The 18,823-nt window shown below is 53.9% G+C and carries 10 protein-coding genes; 4 read left to right on the top strand and 6 right to left on the bottom strand.

Features of this window, described 5'->3' with window-relative positions; translation table 11 throughout:
- Window positions 1-11 precede the first annotated feature (11 nt).
- Window positions 12-614 carry an acyltransferase gene (locus ACZYTD_RS12185; protein WP_463892361.1) on the top strand — a complete coding sequence of 201 codons (603 nt, stop codon included), beginning with the start codon at window positions 12-14 and terminating at the stop codon, window positions 612-614.
- 108 nt (window positions 615-722) lie between these two features.
- Here the strand turns inward: ACZYTD_RS12185 and ACZYTD_RS12190 are convergent, their stop codons facing one another.
- Window positions 723-4,724, bottom strand: coding sequence for a PKD domain-containing protein (locus tag ACZYTD_RS12190; protein WP_463892363.1), 4,002 nt, complete (start codon window positions 4,722-4,724; stop codon window positions 723-725).
- 334 nt (window positions 4,725-5,058) lie between these two features.
- Between ACZYTD_RS12190 and ACZYTD_RS12195 the strand changes: the two genes are divergently transcribed.
- Together ACZYTD_RS12195 and ACZYTD_RS12200 are read left to right on the top strand one after the other, a co-directional pair.
- Entirely contained in the window at window positions 5,059-8,499 is a 3,441-nt protein-coding gene (locus tag ACZYTD_RS12195; RefSeq protein WP_463892365.1) for a capsular polysaccharide export protein, LipB/KpsS family, read from the top strand.
- A gap of 258 nt (window positions 8,500-8,757) precedes the next feature.
- Window positions 8,758-9,063 carry a hypothetical protein gene (locus ACZYTD_RS12200; protein WP_463892366.1) on the top strand — a complete coding sequence of 102 codons (306 nt, stop codon included), beginning with the start codon at window positions 8,758-8,760 and terminating at the stop codon, window positions 9,061-9,063.
- 3 nt (window positions 9,064-9,066) lie between these two features.
- On the opposite strand, the gene ACZYTD_RS12205 is transcribed toward ACZYTD_RS12200, so the two are convergent.
- The 4 genes from ACZYTD_RS12205 to ACZYTD_RS12220 form a co-directional block, all read right to left on the bottom strand.
- Window positions 9,067-11,850 (bottom strand): UvrD-helicase domain-containing protein, encoded by a 2,784-nt coding sequence (locus ACZYTD_RS12205; protein ID WP_463892367.1) that lies wholly within the window; start codon window positions 11,848-11,850, stop codon window positions 9,067-9,069.
- 213 nt (window positions 11,851-12,063) lie between these two features.
- Window positions 12,064-12,627, bottom strand: a complete 564-nt coding sequence (locus tag ACZYTD_RS12210; protein WP_463892369.1) for an ANTAR domain-containing response regulator — start codon at window positions 12,625-12,627, stop codon at window positions 12,064-12,066.
- Between the two features lie 198 nt (window positions 12,628-12,825).
- The gene (gene cobA / locus ACZYTD_RS12215; protein ID WP_463892370.1) at window positions 12,826-13,617 is read right to left on the bottom strand and encodes a uroporphyrinogen-III C-methyltransferase; all 792 of its coding nucleotides are present in this window, start codon (window positions 13,615-13,617) and stop codon (window positions 12,826-12,828) included.
- Between the two features lie 37 nt (window positions 13,618-13,654).
- Entirely contained in the window at window positions 13,655-16,339 is a 2,685-nt protein-coding gene (locus ACZYTD_RS12220) for a nitrate reductase (RefSeq protein ID WP_463892371.1), read from the bottom strand.
- A gap of 412 nt (window positions 16,340-16,751) precedes the next feature.
- On the opposite strand from ACZYTD_RS12220, the gene ACZYTD_RS12225 reads away from it, so the two are divergent.
- Window positions 16,752-17,156 carry a hypothetical protein gene (locus tag ACZYTD_RS12225; RefSeq protein ID WP_463892372.1) on the top strand — a complete coding sequence of 135 codons (405 nt, stop codon included), beginning with the start codon at window positions 16,752-16,754 and terminating at the stop codon, window positions 17,154-17,156.
- An 87-nt stretch (window positions 17,157-17,243) separates the two neighbouring features.
- Here the strand turns inward: ACZYTD_RS12225 and ACZYTD_RS12230 are convergent, their stop codons facing one another.
- Window positions 17,244-18,785 (bottom strand): DUF3369 domain-containing protein, encoded by a 1,542-nt coding sequence (locus ACZYTD_RS12230; RefSeq protein ID WP_463892374.1) that lies wholly within the window; start codon window positions 18,783-18,785, stop codon window positions 17,244-17,246.
- Window positions 18,786-18,823: the final 38 nt, after the last annotated feature.

Here is an 18,823-nt window from a genome sequence, read left to right on the forward strand (position 1 = left end):
GGAAACAAGCAATGCTGAAGTTTATTGCCAATGCTGATGGATTGTCTCGAAATAAGGTTGAGCTTGGCGGCGATGCCGTGGCAAAAGGGGAATGTAGCCTAAGCTTCTGGCGCGAATCCCATAATAACACCCTCCTCATTGGCGATCGTTTTATCGCTAACAATCTTAAAATTGTATTTAAAGGCCATAACTGTCGCCTCATCATAGGAAATGATGTACGTCTTACCGGCCATATCCTGATTGTGGGCCAAGGACGAGAAGTGATGATTGGCGATAGAACCACAGCACAAGGTGTCTATATCCTGTCACGTGATGCCAATGTCACAATTGGCGCCGATTGCATGCTGTCCCGGGAGATAGAAATTCGCTCCACCGATGTGCATAAGATATATGATCGAGACTCCGGGGAAAGAGTGAACCCGGCTGCTGACGTGCATATTGCTAATAATGTCTGGATTGCCGCCAGAGCGATTGTATCCAAAGGCGCCAGTGTGGCTCAAGGCTGCGTCATTGGCGCTGCCGCCTTTGTGAATAAAGCCCATACCGAAGAGCATGTCGTTTTGGCTGGAGCGCCGGCCAACATTGTAAAACGCAATATCCGCTGGGAGCGATAATTCCCCGCACCTGAGCAACGCGCATTGATTTGTTGTATAGCACCAAAAGAAAATGCCAGTCAGATATTCTGACTGGCATTTTTATTTAGTTAGACGTTATCCAGTCGCTTAGGCCGCTGGAGTCACGACCACCTTGATGGTTGAGCTGCTCACACCACCAACCTTAGCAGTGAAGCTATAGGTACCTGCCACACCAGTGCGGAAGGCATTGGCGCTCATCTTGGTGGAGCCGCGATAGAACACCACATTCGCATTGGACATCACTTTGCCTGCTTGATCCTTAACGACTGCAGTGAACTTCACAGTTGAGCCCGCTGTGATACGGGAGTTAGAACTGGTCAGCGTAATAGTAGTTACGACAGGAGCCGCATCCACTACCTTAACCACAATCGGAGCACTTACCAAAGAGCCAACCTTAGCGGTGAAGCTATATGTTCCAACTACACCCGTTTTGAAGGTGTTAGAGCTCATCTGGCTGGCACCACGGTAGAACACAGGGGTCAGACCAGAGATGACACTACCTTTCTGATCTTTGGCTTGGGCAGTGAGGGTCACCTTCTCGCCAATCGCGATCTGGGACTTGCTGCTAGTCAGGGTGACCGTTGTGGGCGCGGCCACATCTTGCACCTTGATCTGCACAGTAGCCTGGCCAGTTGCCCCCTTGTTATCAGTCACAGTGACGCTAACCGGATAGGTACCCGCAGCGGTGAAGCTGATGGTGGCCTTGGCCGTCTTGTCACCTGTGCTCCACAGGTAGGAAGCAATAGAGCCATCGCTGTCAGTTGAAGTCGATGCATCCAACGTGACCACATCGCCCACATTCACCGTGGTGCTGCTGGCCACAAGCTTGGCCACTGGCGCTACGTTGCTGACACCAACCACTACCTGAGCGGAGGCAGTATTAGTGCTGCCCTTATCATCAGTCACGGTCACGCTAACTGTGTAGGTACCCGCTGCAGTGAAGGTCTGGGTCAGGGCTGAGCCGGTTGAACCATCACTCCACTTATAGCCTGCAATCACACCATCGCTGTCGGTAGAGCCGATAGCAGAGAAGGTGACAGACTCGCCTACCTTGATAGTGCTGGTCACAGGGGTCAGCTTGGCAACAGGAGTCTGATTACCCAGCTTACCGGCTACAACCTTACCGGCATCGACCAACCAATCACCGGCCGCAAACTGATAGTTAGCCCCGCCATTGCTATCCCAAGCGCCCGCACAGTTGTTAAAGGCGATTTCAAGACCATCGGTAGCACCCAGCTCTGCACTGAATTTCCACCAGCCTGTGTAGCCATCAACCGGCGTCATCACCACACCAGGTGCAACACTCCAGGTACCAGCCTTTTGGCGCCAGTGAGCACACGCCTTGGTCCAAGTGGCAGCAGACTTATAGTACACAGTGGCTTGCAGCTTCAGATCAGCCGGGAAGCCCGTTACCGTGGTGCCATCCGCCTTCAGGGTCCAAGTCCCATCCTGGAGCAGTACGCCATCGGCAGACGGTGTCCACTGAGCCTGACCATTCAGGTAACGAACGCGCAGACCCTCGGTACCATCTTCAAAGCTACCGGTTACACGGTAGTAGTGAGCACCCGTGTAGAGCTCATCCGCACTCTTGCTGACCCACTCCTTGTCGGCCTTCTTGGTCGCTACAGTAATGGAGCTGCCATTGCTGTCATCACCCTTGACGTAGACGGTGACCTCTTTTTGGATGGGTTGATCGCTGAAGAAAGCCGGTTCCCCTTCCAGATCACCCTTAACATCTTCAACGATCTTGGTACCGTCTTTCTTGTAACGACCTGCGCCTACATAGACCTGCTGGATCTCGGACTTGGTGACGTTACCCTTGGCATCAGTGGCCTCGATGTAGTAGTCGAGCAGTTGATCGCGATACTGGTCAAAGTAGGTGTAATAGAGATTACCAATTTTCTTGGCCGGTACCTTTTCAAACACCGCAGTAGAGGTCGGCTGCCATGACACACCATTAATAACCGGGGTCAGGTTACGCTCGATCATGCTGAACTCTTCCCATTTGCCTACGCGAGACGGATCCACGTTTGGCTGACCGGCGTGAGCGGCTGGATCGTAGAGCTTGTAGGTCTTGTCTTTGGCATCGGCCCACTTGTTGGTGTGGACGCGAACCTTGACCTTGATGTTGCTGATACCGCTAAGGTCATAGGCATAGGTGTAAACGGCAAACCGGTTGTCCATGTACATCTTGGCCCAGCCTTCCGCCTTGGAGGCATTGGCACTACCCGGGTTGTACGGATAACGTTGTGGCCACCAAACAGACGGACCGGTACGATCCTTGTCCAGGCGGGCGGCAACGTAGGGCTCGGTAAAGGCCAGTGACTGGTTGAAGGAGATGGTCGGCTTGACACCATCATCCTGGTTTTCGTCATAGTAACCAAAACCAGAGTCGATAGAGGCCACCAGGAAATACCAACCCAGTTCAGCCGGGTTCGCGCCACCCTTCCAGTCGTTGTTGGCATCACCCTTCACCGGATAGGACATCATCCAGGGGTTCAGCTGATTGCCCGCATAGGTAACCTGCTTGTCACGATTGGTAGTCGGCTGCCAGTAAGTCGGGTGAGTATCCAACCAGATCTGCTCAGCCGTCTTGGCATAGTTTTGCGCCGCTTGCAGCAGGGCAAAGTTACGCTCCAGATAGTGATAGCCATACTCCATGGAGGGCATGTGGCTACGCAGGTTGTTGGTGAACTTGCTGAACATCTTGGGATAGTTGGTGCCATTGGCGGTGTTGAAGGCAGCCAATTGACCACTCCACACGCCCATGGGGATGCGCCAGTGGTTCCAGGTCGGATCGGACGAGGAGTCTCGGGTGTCGATCCAGGAGCCATCCTGAACATGCACCACGTCATCGGCTGGGATCGGGTACTTGGCCAGGTATTCATCAACCCCCATGCCGGTCACACCCGCATCGGAATAGGTCACGTTACCAGAAGCAAGCCAGGTATCACCTGAGCCAGCACGGCCTGAGCTGTTATCGCCATCATGAGCCAGCACGAAATACTGGGTGCGGCCCTTGGCAGAGGCGGCAGCCACATAAGGCTTGAGCGGATCGGCCTTGGCCTCACCCAAGTAACCTTCGGCCCAGGAGCTAGCCTGCTCTACCGGAATACCGGCCACTTTCGAGGACGCGCCGGTTTCCGGATCTATGTACTCAACCCAGTGCGGCGTCGAAGCAAACGGGAACTTGTTATAGGTCACCTGCTGTTCGTTGGTCATATTGAGCTTGACCCAATCACCCTCGGCGCTGACGTTACGCATATCGGCACGGTTGGGCGGAGAGATCAGGCAATCAATACCCGGATCATTCAGGTAAGGATAATCACGCAGGGTACGGGAGTAGTGCACGTTACCCAATACGGACCATTCGATCCCCAGCTTTTTCAGGGTTGGGATCAGACGATCGGAGAAGCCAAGCTCGGTAGGGAAGAAACCCTTGGAGGAGACAAAACTGTCACCGAGAAAGTAGGGCTGAGCCAGGGTGGCGTTATGATAAATCAGATCTTTGAGGAAATAATCATTACCCACCAGTGGTCCCATGCTGTGGTGACCAGTGAAGTGGATCAGATCCAGAGCTCGCTTACCACCAGAGGTCTTTTTGGCATCGTACACTGAGCGCCAGCGATCACCCCATCCCAGATTGTAACCTGCCTGATTCTTCAGCTCGCCGAAGCTCTGCACGTTATTGATAACGGCGGCAGACATGGTGACATGTGCCTGGGAAAGCGGGAATCGCTTATTATTGGACTCTGCTGTATCCATCGGCCAAGAGAGATAGGCGCCGGTCTTGGCATGATGTGCATAATAGGATTCGAGATCATCGTGAGGCATAGCCTTGCCATTGGGCAGCGTAGGCCAACCTGCGGGGGGGTTAATCTTCAGGTTTTTAACCTGACCATCATAGCTATAGCGAATGGGTGACCCCACAGCTTGCGCATCGTAGCCACTGACATTGTAGTAGGGCCAGAAGTTAGGCATATGATTGTGCCAAACGTGGGTGGCGGCTATTTCAGCATGCGCCCCCATAGAGAAGGTTCCAAAAAGAGCCCCCGCTAACGCACAGTGCAGTCGAGATAATTTTCTCATCGCTTGCATTCCTTAGTAGTGTTTATATCTCGCGGTTGAAGGCAGACTCATATAGCTCAGTAACTCGAATCTACTTTTTCATCCGACTCCATACCTCGAACAATTAAAATTAGCTAAGTCTTTTCTAAGAATTTTAATTAAATCAAGTTATGACACTACTGTTGCAGTCTTTTGATAAGCAGCGCAATAGCCGAGCCTAGGTAAATGTGTGAGCCAATCCTCAACCGTAAAAACAATGTCCTGGCATTGACTTTAGTGTCGATAGATAATGATTCCGTTGCTGGTCAGAACATGATAAAAGTAGTATTAAAGCATTAAATATCAAGGAATGCGCATGTCTAAGTTGACAAAACTAATACGGAATCCAATTGGATTCATTCGAGATGGAATAGAGAATCGTTTATCCATTTCAAATCATTCAAAAAACGACAAGCCCGGCAAACCATCGACCTTTCTAATCGGTTTTAGTAGTGCTTGGAAACCGCTCCTTGCTAAATTATTCAAAGATCGTGCATTAGTATATATATCCATTAACATTGATGAAACAAGCTTTAATTTAAAATTCAAAGAGAGACTAACAAAAAGCCCTAACTCCGAAATATATGTTTGGGGTTTTAAGACTCCAGAGTTTATTTTGGATTTTATAAAAAAAGCCAAGCTTCCTTGCAAGTTTGTTGAGGATGGATTCATTCGTTCCGTTCATTTAGGTTCAGGGAAAGCGCCACCTCGCTCTTGGTGCTTTGACTCAAAAACCCCCTATTTTGATAGCCGGACACCATCTGATTTAGAAGTGTTATTGTCTACTTATGATTTTAAATCTGACACCGCACTTATTAAGCGCAGTAGAGAGTTAATCAATGTTATTGTAAATAACAACATTAGCAAATATAACAATAGCTTACCCGTTAATGTACATGCCTTCTATGGTAAAAAAACAAGTAAACGAGTCTTGGTGGTTGGTCAGGTAGAGGATGATGCCTCTATCAAGTATGGCTGCAATAGACCCATCACCAACTTTGACTTACTATCCCTGGCCTGTGATGAAAACCCTGAGGCTCAGATATTCTATAAAGAACATCCAGATGTATTAACAGGCAATCGACAAAACAGCAGTGACATGGAAAAGCTAAAATCAAGATGTCATCTTCTTGCACAAGATCTTCCACTATCACAAGCATTAGAGACTATTGATCATGTTTATACGATAACATCTCTTTGTGGATTTGAGGCTCTGCTTCGCGACATTAAAGTAACTGCATTAGGATGCCCATTCTATGCTAATTGGGGGCTAACAGATGATCGACAACCTAACCCTCGCCGTCAAAGAAAACTGACAAAATATGAGCTATTTGCTGGCGCCTATGTGTTATACCCAAACTATTTCGACCCTGAAACAGGTGACAAAAAAACCATTGAGGAAACATTGCAGGCAATATTGACAGAGCGGGCTGCATTCTATAACAGCCACAATATTGCGGTTACTCAGAACGATCTGAATGCTCCATCCGATACCGACAGGAAAAATGCCAAACCGTCAAATAGTGATGATTTGAGCAAGCCGAACATTCCTGCCTGGTTTAATGTCGGTAAAAATGAGCATGTCTCCTTTAATAAGCATCATAATAAACCCATATATTTATACGCCACCTGGACTGACGAATATACCTCCTCGCTGATCCCCAAAATCAGGGATGATGCCTATGAACTCATGCCTCTTGATTTGTTTCAAAAAATAGACAGCATTTCTGTCCAAAAACAAGTTCAGGCTTATGCACAACAATATCCTGAACTATACCGCAAACTATTGATCCGTCATCTTCTCCCATTATCTAAACACGTTAGTGGCGTGATTTTTACATTTGATTGGTCACCCGTAATGCGCAGTCTGGCCCATGTTTGCGAAGAGCTAAACATACCAAGGATACTTATCCCAGTAGAACAAGTTTTTGGCGACCTTGATCAGTACTACAAAGACCCTCTAACTTGTGCCTCTATGCCAACTAACGATGTGATCCTGGCGGGTGGTGGATTACAACGTGATATATTCATCAACCGCGGGTATGACGCCAGCAAAATTGAAATTGTTGGCTCAGTCTGTTTTGATGATTATGCACACTATCAACCGCAACTAAGTCGAGATACATACTCTCGAATTATGGGATTGGACCCAGAGAAAAAGAGCATTCTATTCCTGTTTCAAGCCGCCAATAGCGCCACCAATCGACTGCAAAATCAAATACTGGAATCACTATTCCTCTATGTTCGAGAACAAGGACATCAGTTATTAATTCGTCTGCCAAAATTACGCGGAGTGAGCCTGGATGCTAATCTGCGAGCCCGCCTCGAGGTCAGTGATTGCGCCATTATTGATGATGAGGAATACCAAACCGTCAGCAGTGCTGAATCCATCTACCATAGTCATGTTATTTGTGCAATTGACAGCCCATTACTCTTCGATGGTTTGCTCTTGGAAAAACCGGCACTAGCTATTACCTATGAAAATAAAGCCCAAGTTTGGTATCAAGCAGGTGTCATCCAGATAAAAGATGAACATATGCTGAATAAAACCTTGGCAAGCATATTAGAGCACGATGAATGGAAGTATAACGACGCGGCCAAGCGCTGGGCAGCAACTCAGTTTTCCTGTGGAAAGTTTGATGGCCAAGCAGCCAAACGTATTCGCTCTTATCTCGCCAAGTTGGCTCAACAGTCGAGCGTGTTAACTCCTCGATCCAAAGCGGTTAGCCGCCTTGAGCAACAGCAACACCTTGATGTGATCGCGGTTAATCTCGCCGTTGCACAACGGGATGTGCAACAAACAAGAATAGGCCAGTTACTCCAAGCCAACTCCGTGCATGCTATCAATCTTGAAGAGTCAATTAACGCTACTTTAACCTCTGCCGCCTCTGCCGAGTTTGTTATTGCGTGGTATGATCATCAACAGTTCGATATCAGACCATTCAAAAATATACAGCGCCGCTTGGGCTTAGACATTGCTTACATGAGCCCAGGGTTCATTAATTACTCAATTTCGAGCCAGACAAATATCGTCCTAGACTCTGTCGTGCTCGATAGTGAAGGTTTTTATTTCGACTCAACCACATCATCAAGCATGAACGCCCATTTAAATAGTGACCATGTTATTGCTGATGATGTTCTCACACAGAGCAAGAAAATGATCCAGCAGATCAAGCAGGCTCGGATTGGTCGTTACCATTCTTATCCGGATATTCGATTAAGTTTGGGCATGCCTGGTCGTAAAAAAATACTCATACTTGATCAGGCATCAAATGACCCTGCCATGGGGCATCCAAGTGTACAGCAGAAACTTTTTTATGCGATGGTAAGCCATGTACTCCATGTCAATGACGGTTGTGACATCATCATTAAGCAGGGCGGACAATCTGATGGCATTACACTGCTCAGTGATGAACTCAAGAGTAGTATGGCGTATAACCAAAATGTCTATTTGATTGATGCCAAGATACATAGCCATGCGCTGCTGGATCTCGCGGATGAAGTCTACGTGATTGATGACCACTTCGGATTTGAAGCGCTATTGACCGGGAAGACAGTACACTGTTTCGGTCGCCCCTTCTATGCCGGCTGGGGCTTGACACAAGATCATGATCCGCTGCTAAAACGAGCAAGGTCAAGAACCCTCGAGGAGTTATTCTATATCAGCTATGTGCAATACAGCCGATATTTAGACCCTGTCACTTCGAAACTGGCCAGCCTGGATCAGGTACTGGATTACTACGTCAATGCTGATTAATGATGTAAGGTTCACCGCCTTCATCTTGTACTGAAAATCACCGGGAGCATTTGGCTAGATTCACGCCCCATGCTCCCGGATTATTAACATAGCAACTTAATTGAAATATTTTCCCCAACCTATAGCGTTTCAAACCCATACCGATGTAACTAACAAGCAAAGCATAGAGACACGCAACACCCCATTGATAGCCATGTCATCTCTTCGTCACAGGAGGAACTTACTCTCGTCTGACTGGATTGTTCGAGCATGCACCCTATGACTAAGCTATCAACCATGGGCTTATATCCCTCCCGCCACACAGCTGGGACTTCGCAGCTAGGTAACTCGCGCTCTGCCTTGCCCATGCTGCTCTTGGGGCTGGGTTTGCTCTTCTGGTTACTCTGTCTGGATACCAGCAACAGCGAAGTCTCATGGCAGGATCAAGCCGGTTGCTCCTCTAGCCACTTGACGTCGCCCCAGGTAGCCTCGGCTTCCACCCACACTGGCTTCTGGCTAACCTTACAAACCTGGCATCACGAACTCCAGGGTGCCGGTTGTCAGCTCCCTCCCCATAGTGAGTGACGCTTATCCAATTGGTGCCGCGATTTGACTCTCGCTGTGATGACAGGAGCCCGCCTCGCTGCCCCGATAGTTACGGCAACCCCAGAAGGGCCCCCGCCCCCCCAGCCTCTGGATGAGGACACCGCCACACTTGGGGCACACCGGCTCCCAATGCCCACAGCCAGCACAGACCTGATAACGGCCGCGCCGCAGCAAAGTCATAGCGCAGTGACGACACGCTGCGGCCTGCAGCCGAGAGTGGGCCTTGGGGATGGATGTAGATCCGGGGCTCGGCGCAGCAGGGACCCGTGCCCGGGCGCTTACCTGTGACTGCGGCCACGCCTTCTGCTGCAGCACATAACCTTCGGCTAACAGCTCCTGGATGAAAGGTGAGCAGCGTTGGGGATCGGCCAGCAAGAAGAGCTGTTTTTTGGCCCGCGTCAGGGCCACATAGAAGAGCCGTCGCTCCTCGGCATGGGGATAGGACTCCTGTGCTGGCAGCAAGGCATCCAGTAGCGGGTGGGTCGCCTTTTTACTGGGCAAGCCAAACTCGCCGCAGCTTAACCCCGCAACCAGCACATACTCGGCCTCCTTGCCCTTGGCACTGTGGATGGTCATAGCCTGGATCTGCAGTTGTGGATACTCCCGCTGCCAACGCGCCAGTTGCTCCTCGCCAGGCAGCGTGAAACGAAAGCGTGCCAGCAGATAGACAGAAGCTATCTCGCCCCCAGGATCCCGCTCGGCCACTATCTGCCTGAAAATAGACTCATATGCACAGTAGTCGGGGCGCGCCTGCCGACGGCCGGTTTTTTGTGGCAGCAGAATTATGGCATCGGCCATAGCGGGCTTGGATGTGGCCAGAGACTTGGCAAGCAAAGCGGGATCTTGCTGGATGAAGCGATTGGCCAGCTGGGCTATGGAGTCGTTGAAACGGAAGGTACGATCTAGCGCCAATTGGGCGCTATCGCCGAAGTAGTCGGCAAAGCGGGTGGTGAGCGAAAGATCGGCACCGGTGAAACGATAGATGGCCTGCCAGTCATCCCCCACACAAAATAGAGAGCAATCGGCATGGGTGGCGCGCAATTGTCGCAACAGACGCGCCCTGGGCTCGGAGATATCTTGAAATTCATCCACCAGAATATAGCGCCAGGGTGAGCTAAATTCGCCCAGCACTACCCGCTGCAGGGCTAGCGCTATCATGTCATCAAAATCCAGCTCCTGCCGCGTCTGGAGTCGCGCCTGATAGGCCCGATAGAGTGGCCGCAGCAGGCGCAGCGCCGCCCGAGCCCGCTTGGGGTCTGCGCTTTGATCCAGCTGCCGCTTGAGGCGTTGTGCATCAAAACAGCCTGCCTTGTAGTGGCCCAACAGCTCATCTAGCTGCGCTATCCACTCCGCGAGCCGCCCCATCTCACCCAGAGTGGCCAGTACGGCTTCATCGGGTAAGGGGTTCCACTGGTAACCCAACGCCGCCAGTCCCTGCGCCAAGGCCTCACCCAGGGAGCCTTGCGCCCACTGCCAGTGAAACAGCGGCAGATAGGCGTGGCGCAGCCCGGCATAACACTGCGCCTGGCGGGCAGGCAGCTCACGGTATTGGCTAGACGCCAGCCAAACCGGGCTATTACCGGCTTTATCCAGCAGGTAGAACTCTATCCATAACTGCCACTCCGGCAGGTAGAAGCCGCCCCCATGCCCCATGGCAGCAGGGATCGAAGCGGGGGCCGCCACCTGGTAGCAGTACTCGATGCCATTGACAAACAACCAGTTGGCGATCTCGACTTCCCCGGGTGTTGGCAGTGCCTCCCCCTTGAAGGTGCGCAGTGACTCCGCCGCCAATCGGGAGTGCAACGCCTGGGCGGATGCAAACGTCATGGGATCGATACGGGGATAGAGATAACGACACAGATAGTCGAGGCTCAGTCGCAGATAGCCGGCATCGCGCCACAACGCTGTCATACACTCGGCCACCCAGCCTCTACGGCTAGCAGGGTCAGTCGCTAGCGGGGAGAGCAGCCGACGTCTTCCCTCACCACCCAAGATCCGTAATCCCAGTCCGTGAAACGTGGTGGCCTCTATCTTGACCCCCGACATCTGCGCAGCCAGCCGGGCGGCCATCTCTTCGGCCGCCTGTTTACCATAGGCCAGCAGCAGGATCTCATGGGGCTGGGCCTGACCACTGGCCAGCAGGTAGGCCGCTCGCGCCACCAGTACGCTGGTTTTGCCACTGCCCGCCCCCGCCAGAATGAGCGTGGCGAACTCATCGAGAATACAGGCCTCACGCTGCCGGGGGGTCAGGGGCTGCCCCGCTATCGTCTCAAATAGTGGCTGGTAGCGCTTGAGTTGTTGCCGCAGATAACGAGCTCGCAACTTATCCCGATCGGACTGCGTCGCTGTAGCCAGCCCCTGTAACCAGGCCAGTGCTTGCTGGCTACGTGTTGGCAGGGAGTAACCGGCCAGAGGCTGATACTGAGTGACGAGCACCTCGGCCCGCGCCTGCAGGGCCACCGCCTGCTCCGTCCGCAGATAACGCTGTTTGAGCTGCTGCTTGAGGGGCTGCAGATCCCGCTGCAGATCAGCCAACTGCTCGCCCAGCCAGACCTGTTGCCAACTACGATACAGACGCCAAGCCTGCCAGGGCCAGAGCCAACCCAGGCGATAAACCTCAGGCGCGACGGGCGATTGCCTATCCGCACGAAACGTCAGGGAGAGCGTGCCCCACCCCAGACGCGGAGCCTGAAGCTGGGACCAGGGGATAGAGAGGCTAGCGTCACCTGGCAGGGCCAGCACTATGCCCTGCCGACTCCAAGTCACTAATCGGCCCGACGGCCATAATCTGACGCTCTTGTTCACCTGGCCCCCTGCCCTGTTTGTCGACACGCTGACGACGATGGAGTACGCAGGCTATGTATCACACCGGGCCGGAGAATTCACTCGCCACGCAAGGGGGAGGTAGGAATGGGAGGGTGGCGGATTTAAACGATAAGAGTTAACGGGGCAAAATGTATCCATGTAACTGATGGCTTTTTATTGCGGGATCGCCTGTAGCAATAATCGACGCGCCAACTCGCCCAGGCTCAGGCTGTGTTGCATGGCCGCGCTACGTAGTGCCTTGAACGCCGCATCTTCGTCCAGCCCATGCTGCTTCATCAGCAACGCCTTGGCTCGGTCTATGAGCTTACGCTCCTCCAGCTTCTGGCTCATCTCCGCCACCGCCTGGCGCTGGCGCTGTAGCATGGCTTGCTGACCACGGGCCTGCTTGATCCAGGCCTCGACCGGTTCTTTCTCGGTGAGACGATGCGGCACCAAAGTGACGCCCCCATCCAGCAACTGCTCCTGGATCGCCTCGGGCAGCGGCTCGGCAAACAGCACCACGGGCAAGCCCTGATTAGCCAACGCCAAGCTGAGCACCCGCCACTCGGCAGTCAAACGACGACAATCGAGCATGGCACCATTGAGCCCAGAGGGCAGCCGCAGCGGATCACTGGATGAAGCCAGTACGGGATCATGCCCATAGCGGCTCAGCAGTAGCGCCAGACGATTAGCCTGGGCCACCTCATCGGCATGGATCAATATTCTGGAAAAACTCACCTGAGGGCCACTCCATCACATCACGCACACAAGAAGCCTGGAGCCGACTCTCGCATCTAGACCCAAGCGCTCAAGTTGCATTAATGTGGAATTATTATGCATCTTATGCGCAAGATTATTGGATATTCGCGGAAATGGATAGCATCCGCTGCGACTTATTCCCAGTAGCCTGGCTGACCATAGCGTAACCAGCGTCACTCAAGCCACCTGCTGCCACACCTCACGACTCACCTGTGCCAGCTGCTCACGTAGACGCACCACCTCGCCCACCATGATAAGCACCGGGCTTTCCCCCTTGAGCCGTGCCGCCTGAGAGGCCAGATTAGCCAGTGAACAGGTGACTACTCGCTGCCGGGAGCTAGTTCCAGCCACGATCAGCGCCACAGGTAGCGAGGGTTGAGCGCCGACACTCAGTAGCCCGGTGCATATGGAATCGGCCTGCTCCAACCCCATGTAGAACACCATGGTATGGCCGCCACTGACGAGCGAGCGCCACCCTTCAAATTGTAACTGCGCCGAGTCATCCGCCTCCTGCTGCAGATGTCCGGTCACCAGAGTCACAGAGCGCGCCAAGCCTCTGTGGGTCAGCGGGATACCGCAGCTGGCGGCACAGCCCAGTGCGGCGGTGATCCCCGGCACCACAGTAAAGGCAATGCCCGCCTGTTGCAGCACCAGCGCCTCTTCCCCTCCGCGACCGAAGACATAGGGATCGCCCCCTTTGAGACGCACCACCCGCTTGCCCTGTCGAGCCAAAGCCACCAGCAGGGCACTGATCTGCGGCTGTGAAAGCGTCTTAACCCCACAGCGTTTCCCCACATCATGGCGCTCAACATGCGCAGGGATCAGCGCCAGTATCTCCTCTCCCACCAAGCGGTCATAGACCACCACCTCAGCCTGCTCGATATGCCGCAGCGCCTTGATGGTCAATAACTCCATATCACCTGGGCCCGCCCCGACCAGTGCCACCGAACCTTGTTGATCTGCTCTCATCCGTGAACTCCTGTGATTCATTCCACCCACTAGCCGGTTAAAGGACTCTATGTTTATCCAGCAGCTTATCTACCTCGACCACACAGGTACCGCAGTTGGTGCCGCACTTGAGCAGCGCCTGCAATCCGGCCCGTTCGTTGACTCCCTGCAGGGCAATGGCATCGACTATTTGCCGCTCGCTGACCCGGAAGCAGGAGCAGACCATGCGGCTATCGCCAGCCAACGCCTGCTCCACTGTGGTAGAGAGCAGCGCCCCGGTCAGCGGCACCGCCAGTAATCCGGCTAACAGGCCCACATTGACCCGCCAGGGATCATCGCCACACAGCAACAGACCCGCTATGCGTCCCTGGTTGAGGGAAACCGCCACCCAGCCATTGCCCTTGAGGGGCAACTTGATCCACTGCCCTCGGCTTGCCAGGGCTTGCCATAACTGCTCGGCTCCCGACTCGGCATCAGCCAACAGACGGCACTCCCCCCCATCGACCGGACGCCGACTCCACCAGTTAGGCTCCCGGCCTAACCCGCAGAGATCGGGCTCATGTTGCCCTATCCAGATGGCATGCCAACGGGCGGCAAACGGTTTGACCTGCACCTGGGTCTGTTTGAATTGTGGCTGGCCTGAAAAGGGATCCACGACAGGGGCCACCAGACGGTTGACCCCCCCCCGGGCGGTGAAGCTGTCGCTCCAGTGCATGGGCATGAAGGCGTGGTTATCGGCCAGGCCATCATCCCGATCCAACCGGGCTAACAGCTGATCCCGCCGAGAGCCTAACCAGACCAGTTGTCCCTGCTCCAGGCCACTGGCCAGCAGGGTATGATGATTGACGCTCACTCTGGGGTAGGGCTCATTCTCCATCAGCCGAGGCAGGTGACCAGTGCGGGTCATGGTGTGCCACTGATCCCGCAACCGGCCGGTGTTGAGCAACCAGGCTCCCTGCTGCCACTCTGCCCCCAAGGCCAGAGTCTCATCCAATACCGGATCCTGCGGCTGGGTGGCCAACAACCTGGCCTTACCACTAGGCGTAGAGAAGCGCCCCTCCCCAAACAGGCGATCCGTACTCTTGATGCGGGCAGGGCCTGCGATACTCAGCTCAGCCGAGACCCGCAGCGGCCAGCGGGCCGGTTGCCAATTATCCAGGGCGGCGTCATCCAATCCCGCCATGGCACCCAAGTCCAACAGACGCTCCCCCTCATTCTCAAAGGCGGTCAGGGCGGCAAACTCGCGCAAAACATCATTGAGCCCGGTATAGGCAAATCCCTGGCTAAAGCCCATGCGTTTCCCCACCTCGGCCAGCGCCCACCAATCGGGTTTGGCCTCACCAGGGGGCGAGGTAAAGGCCCGCTGTCGGCTGATGCAACGCTCAGAATTGGTCACAGTGCCGCCCCGTTCTCCCCAACCAGCGGCTGGCAGCAGCAGGTGTGCAAACTTGGCTGTATCCGTGTTGGGAGTCATCTCAGATACGATCAGAAACTCACAATTAGCCAACGCCTCACGCACCCGAGCCGAGTCAGGCAGGGAGATGGCTGGATTGGTGGCAATTACCCACAGGGCGCGGATCTTCTTCTCCCGTACCGCCTCAAACAGATCGACCGCCTTGAGCCCAGGCTGGCGAGCTATACTTGGTGAGCCCCAGAAGCGTTGTACCCGTTCACAATCCCGCGCAGTAAAGCCCATGTGCGCCGCCAGTTGCGTGGCCAGGCCGCCCACCTCTCGCCCCCCCATGGCATTAGGCTGTCCGGTCATAGAAAAGGGAGAGGCGCCCGGTTTACCCACCCGCCCCGTCAATAGATGGGCATTGATGATGCTATTGGCCTTGTCGGTTCCTTGATTGGATTGATTGACCCCCTGGCAAAATAGGGTGACGCTCTTGGGCTCACGGGCAAACCAGCGGTAGAGGGCACGCAAATCCACCTCGCTCACCCCACACTGTTCGGCCACGGCCGCGAGCTCATACTCCGGACCATCCAGCATGCCGCACAGGGCGTCATATCCCTCCACATGGGCGGCCACATAGGCCTCATCCACGGCCCCGCTCTGCAGCAAATACCGACAGAGGCCATTGAATAGCCAAACATCACTACCCGGTCGAATGGCCAGATGCAGATCGGCCTGCTCGGCACTCATGGTCTTGCGCGGATCCACCACCACCAGTTTCATCTGGGGGTTACGAGCCCGCGCCTGCTGGATACGGCGAAAGATGACCGGGTGGGTCCAGGCCGTATTAGCCCCCACCAGCACCAAGAGGTTGCACAGCTCCAGATCTTCGTAGCAAGCAGGAACCCCATCCTCCCCAAAAGCCCGCAGGTGTGCGGTGACGGCTGATGACATGCAAAGCCGCGAGTTGGTGTCTATATTGGCCGCGCCTATGTAACCCTTCATCAACTTGTTGGCCACATAGTAATCTTCCGTCATCAGCTGGCCGGAGACATACAAACCAATGGCCTCAGGCCCGGACTCGGCAATGATTTGGCTAAAGCGCTGGGCAATCTCATCCAACGCCCCGTCCCAGCCCACATGTTTACCATGCAGTCGCGGGTAGAGCAGGCGGTTAGGATAAGCCATGGTCTCCAGCAGGCTCGCGCCCTTGATGCACAAAGCGCCCTGATTGGCAGGATGAGAGACATCTCCGGTCAGCTCTCCGGCCTCGATGCGGATGCCACATCCCACGCCACAATAGGCACAGGTAGTGAGGGTGGCGCCACTCACAGGCTCTGCGTTCATCGGCTTTATGCTTGTTGGGTCTGAGCTTGGGTCAGTCATACATCGGCTCCCTTCCCGGTTGGCGGGCAAAAAAAAGCGTCCCCCCTCTTGGTAGAGGGTCAGGGACGCCAGTGTCCAAACGTGCATTTAAAAACTAACAATTAATTAAAAGCAAAAGCCATGCCGTTTAACACTTTAGCCAGCCAGTGGGCACTCTTATCACTCCCACCCCACTTAAAGCTGGTAATAACTCACCACTTTGGGGCTTTTTGCCCGAGCAATGCATTAAAATAAGGCAAAGCAGGGCAACTCACCCCAAGCTCCATATTCCGCTCGCCCCCTGTGCTATTAACCGTTAGGGTATGCGCTAGGCTCGCGGCCTCAGCCATCCTCGGACCGGTTAGCGCCGCCTCACGACATTAGGGAGCAAGACGTGTCCATTGACTATGCCATACTGGAAAACAGCTTAAAAAAATTGGAGTGCCGTACTAACTTCCGGTTAAAAAAAATCACCGAATACATGTTACCCCACTGCAAACATGCCTTCTATCTGCATAGGGAGGGAGAGCATGGCAAACTGGTGTTGATGCCCGCCCTACAACCCTTTGTTGCCGATCTGGCCGCTATTCCTGGGGTGCGAGCTAAGGCCGACTTCTACCACAATGCCGAGATGACCCGCTTTCCCAAACGCCTGCATACCGGCAGGAGTGAAATTCACTATGGTTTGCCCTTTGAGTTCGATAACGAAGCGGCCGTCGAGGCCTTCATCGGCATGCTCTGTAGCATAGTGAACCCGAGTCAAGCGCCAGAAGATGAAGAAGAGAAAGCCCCTGACTGAAATTCAGAGAAGAAGCAGGCAAGACGCAGCATAGAGACAGCCTCAATGCAGAGGCTGATGATCACGGGCTCAACACCGGGCAGATCACTAATCCGGGAATTGAGTGTAAATCTCTTCCACGGCGGGGAGATGCGCCAAAAAGAGCTCCACCAGTTTCGGATCAAATTGATTGCCTCGACCCTGGCGGATATAGGCAACCGCATCGGCAAACGTCCAGGCACCCTTGTAGCAGCGCTTACTGACCAGGGCATCAAATACATCGGCCAAGGCGACAATGCGACCGGCTAGGTGGATTGCCTCCCCTTTGAGGCCTCGGGGATAACCACCACCGTCCCAGCTCTCATGATGTTCATGGGCTATGATAGCCGCCAGTTGCAACACCCGCTTTTCTGATTTAGTGAGTAACTCGAAACCAATTTGCGAGTGGGTTTGCATGGTTCCCCACTCTTCGCCATCCAGTTTTCCCGGTTTGTTGAGTACGCGATCCGGTATGCCAATCTTGCCCACATCGTGCAGGGGGGCGGCCTGACGTAAAAACTCCACATCCCGCTCACTCATCCCCACCAGCCTACCCAGCAAGGCCGACAACTCGCCTACCCGTTTGACATGGGCACCTGTCTCCTTTGAGCGGCGCTCCACCGCTTCACCCAATAGGTAGATGGTCGAACGCTGGGTCTCTTCAATCTCTTCCCGCAGCAACAGACTCTCATAGGTGATCGCCACGTTGGCCGTAAAGATCTCCAGCAGTTCGCGTGCATCACTGCTGATATTATCGGCAAAAGTCATATAGACCACGGTCTCGGCACCGGCCTTACTGTGGTAATAACAGGTAAAAAAGTGGGCGCCAAACTGACTGCGCCTATTGCGTAAGGCTGTATGGAAGGCTTCTCTCACTTCTGCTGGCAGGGTAGCCACATCTTCGTCAATATGCAGCTTGGAATAGGCATCGGTCGCCGCCAGCACCTTGTAATGCCCATCCTCGGCCGAGGCAGCATAGGCCTCGACTCGGCTCGCACAGACGCCATCGCCATTGAGATTGAGCAGGTAGTTAACCTGCTCCAGCACAGCCGAGGCAAACTTGCGCAAATTATTGGAGTCATACACCTCACTGATGGCATCAATGGCTCGCCTTAGCCCTTGCCGGGCTTTCTCCAGCCGCATTATGTCCCGATAGCCACGCAAGGCGGAGTAGAAGACCGTCAGCAGCTTGCCATGCGTTAGGTCCGTTTTCTCCTTGTAGTCGTTGATATCATAGGTTTTGATCACATGCTCTTCCGGAGCCTGCCCAGGCTGACCCGTACGCAGCACTATACGCACGTTGTGATTTTTGAGGTCTTCGCGAATAAACCGCGCCAGATCCAAACCAGCTGTTTCAGTTTCCATCACCACATCCAGCAGGATCAAGGCGATATCATTCCGAGCAGCCAGGACGCCACAGGCTTCGCCTGCGCTATAACAGTCGATAAAGGCCAAGCCGCGGCCATCAAAGGTAAACCCGGACATGACCAGCCGAGTGACATCATGCACGGCAGGCTCATCATCCACTATCATCACCTGCCAACAGGCAAGCTCATTGCGCTCCGCAGAGGGAACCGGTTCATCATCGATGAAGAGCAGATCATCACTCATGCGCTAACACCTCGTCAGATCGGACAGTCAAACCTCCC

Source organism: Pseudaeromonas sp. HNCC25DJ180 (assembly GCF_055413345.1).